The 2,986-nt window shown below is 72.0% G+C and carries 2 protein-coding genes; both read right to left on the bottom strand.

What is annotated here, in order from left to right; genetic code table 11:
• Positions 1 to 2,392, bottom strand: a 2,392-nt coding sequence (locus D180_RS20300; RefSeq protein ID WP_043091450.1) for an efflux RND transporter permease subunit, incomplete at its 3' end; no start/stop codon positions are given.
• 1 nt (position 2,393) lies between these two features.
• On the bottom strand, positions 2,394 to 2,986 hold a 593-nt coding region (locus tag D180_RS20295), incomplete at its 5' end, for an HlyD family efflux transporter periplasmic adaptor subunit (protein WP_017914209.1).

Genomic DNA, 2,986 nt, shown 5'->3' with positions numbered 1-2,986 from the left:
GGCGCAGCCGCACCGGCTGCGCCACCTTGGACGTGCCATCGTGCAGCCAGGTGACGTCCAGACCCTGCACCGCCGTGGCCAGGGCATCGGCGATGGATGCCTGGCTCACGCCCAGGCGCGCGGCACGTACGCGGTCGACCACCAGCGTTTCGCGGGTGGCCGCACTCTCCACGCTGGTGTCGACATCGACCACGTTCGGCGTGCGCAGGAAGCGCCGCTCCAGCGCCAGGGCGAGCTGGCGGCTGCGCGGATAGTCCGGCCCGTACACCTCGGCCACCAACGGCGACAGCACCGGCGGCCCCGGCGGCACCTCCACCACCTTCAGCGAGGCGCCATGCCGGCGTGCGATCGCCGCCAGCGGCGGACGCAGCGCGCGGGCGATGGCATGGCTGTGGCGCGTGCGCTGGTGTTTGTCGACCAGGTTCACCTGCAGGTCGCCGACGTTGTTGCCGCTGCGCAGGAAGTACTGCCGCACCAGGCCATTGAAGTTGACCGGCGCCGAGGTCCCGGCATAGCCCTGGTAGTCGTGCACCTCGGGCGTGCGGTCGAGCACCCCGGCCAGGTCCACCAGCAACGCATCGGTGTCCTGCACGGTGCTGCCTTCGGGCAGGTCGACCACGATCTGCAGTTCCGATTTGTCGTCGAACGGCAGCATCTTCAGCACCACCCACTGCAGCCCGACCAGGCCCACCGCGGCCAGCAGCAGTGCCGCAATGCCGGCGAACAGCCAGCCGCGCCGGCGCGCGCCGCGGACAGGATCCAGGAATGGGTGCAGCAAGCGCCCGAACAGGCGCTGCAGGCGCGGTGGCGCGTCGCCCCCCGTCACCGTCTGCGCGGCAGGTGCCGGCACATACCGCTTCAGCAGCTTCAGCGCCAGCCACGGCGTCACCACCAGCGCGATCGCCAGCGACAGCAGCATGCCGACCGAAGCGTTGATCGGGATCGGCCGCATGTACGGCCCCATCAGGCCGCTGACGAAGGCCATCGGCATCAGCGCTGCGATCACGGTGAAGGTGGCGAGGATGGTCGGGCCGCCGACTTCGTCCACCGCCGGCGGAATCGCCTCGCGCAAGGTCTTGCCGCCGGCGCGCAGATGGCGGTGGAGGTTCTCCACCACCACGATGGCGTCGTCGACCAGGATGCCGATGGAGAAGATCAACGCGAACAGCGACACGCGATTGAGGGTGAAGCCCATCGCCCACGAGGCGAACAGCGTCAGCGCCAGGGTCAGCACCACCGCGCTGCCGACCACGATGGCCTCGCGCCAGCCCAGCGCGAACAGCACCAGCAGCACCACCGAGGCGGTGGCGAACACCAGCTTGTGGATCAGCTTGGCGGCCTTGGCCGCCGCGCTGGCGCCGTAGTCGCGGGTGACCTCGGCATGCACGCCCTGCGGCAGCAGTTCGCCGCGCAAGGCCTGCAGGCGCGCGCTCACCGCGCGAGTGAGCGCCGAGGCGTCGCTGCCCGGCTTCTTGGCGATGGCCAGGGTCACCGCCGGCGCGCGCCCCTGCGCCGGGCCACCGCGCGTGGGCGGCGTGCCGTACCACACGTAGGCCGTGGGCAGGTCGGCACCGGCCTGGATCTGTGCCACATCGCGCAACTGCAGCGGCCGGCCGTCGCGCACGCCGATCACCAGCTCGCGCACGGCATCGGCATCGGCCAGGAACCGCCCGGCACTGAGCGGCACCGCACGGCCGCCACCGATGCGGTCGCCGAGCGGACGCACCACGTTCGCCCCCTGCAGCGCCTGGCCGAGGTCGGCCACGGTGAGGTCGTAGGCGGCCAGCCGCGCCGGATCCAGCGTCACCGTGACCACCCGCGGCGGCGCGCCGATGCTGTAGATGTCGCGCGTTCCCGGCAGGCGCTTGAGGTCGGTCTCCAGGGTGCGCGCGATCGCGCCTAGGTCGGCGGCGCTGCGCTGCGGATCGTCGCTCCACAGGGTCACGCTCATCACCGGCACGTCGTCGATGCCCTTGGGCTTGACCAGCGGCGCGCTGGCGCCCATCTGCGTCGGCAGCACGTCCAGGTTGGAATACACCTGGTTGTACAGGCGCACCAGCGCGGTCTGCCGCGGCACCCCGACCTGGAATTCGACGGTCAACACCGCCTCCCCGGGGCGGCTCAGCGAGTACACGTGCTTGATGCCCTCGATCTCGTCGAGCTTCTGTTCCAGCGGCGTGCTCAGCAGCTGTTCGACCTCGCGCGCATCGGCGCCCGGCAGCGACACGAACACGTTGGCCATGGTCACGTCGATCTGCGGTTCTTCCTCGCGCGGGGTGATCGCCACCGCCGCCAGGCCGAGCAGCAGGCCGAGCAGGGCCAGCAGCGGCGTCAGCGGATTGGCCTGGAAGAACGCCGCCAGGCGGCCGGACATCCCGAAACCGGCCGCCATCTCAACGCTCCGCCAGCGCGCGCCGCTGCGCCGCCAGCGCCTGTCCGGCAGCGACCGGATCGCGCGCCACCCGCTCGCCCGCGCGCAACCCGGCCAGCACTTCCACCCGCTGCGTATCGCGCTGGCCGATCCGCAGCTGCCGCAGGCTGAGCCGGCCGTCGGCCAGCACATAGGCGGCGCTGAGTTCGCCCCGCTGCAGCAGCGCCGACAGCGGAATGCGCAACGGCGCCGCCTCCGCGGCATCGCCGGCAGCCAGCGGAAAACCGACCTTGGCCGTGGTGCCGGGTGCCGGGGCCGGCTGCAGCGCCGGCAACGGTACCCGCACCGTCACGCTGTGGCTGCGCGGATCGGCGGTGGGGAACACCGTCACCTGCGGAATCTGCAGGATGCGTCCATCGTCCAATCGCACCTGCGCGCGCGGCGCGGCGCGGACCGCGTCCGCATCCGACTGCGGCACCTGCACCTCGATGCGCTGCGCGCCTGGCACGTACAGCGACAGCAAGGCCTGCCCGGCCGCCACCGCCTCGCCCGGCTGCACCTGGCGCGCGCTGATGACGCCCGCAAACGGCGCGCGCACCACGGTGTAGTCGGCCG

The organism is Xanthomonas sp. SHU 166, assembly GCF_000364685.1.
GTDB classification, from domain to species: Bacteria; Pseudomonadota; Gammaproteobacteria; order Xanthomonadales; family Xanthomonadaceae; genus Xanthomonas_A; species Xanthomonas_A sontii.
This window is presented reverse-complemented; position numbering and strand designations above follow the sequence as displayed.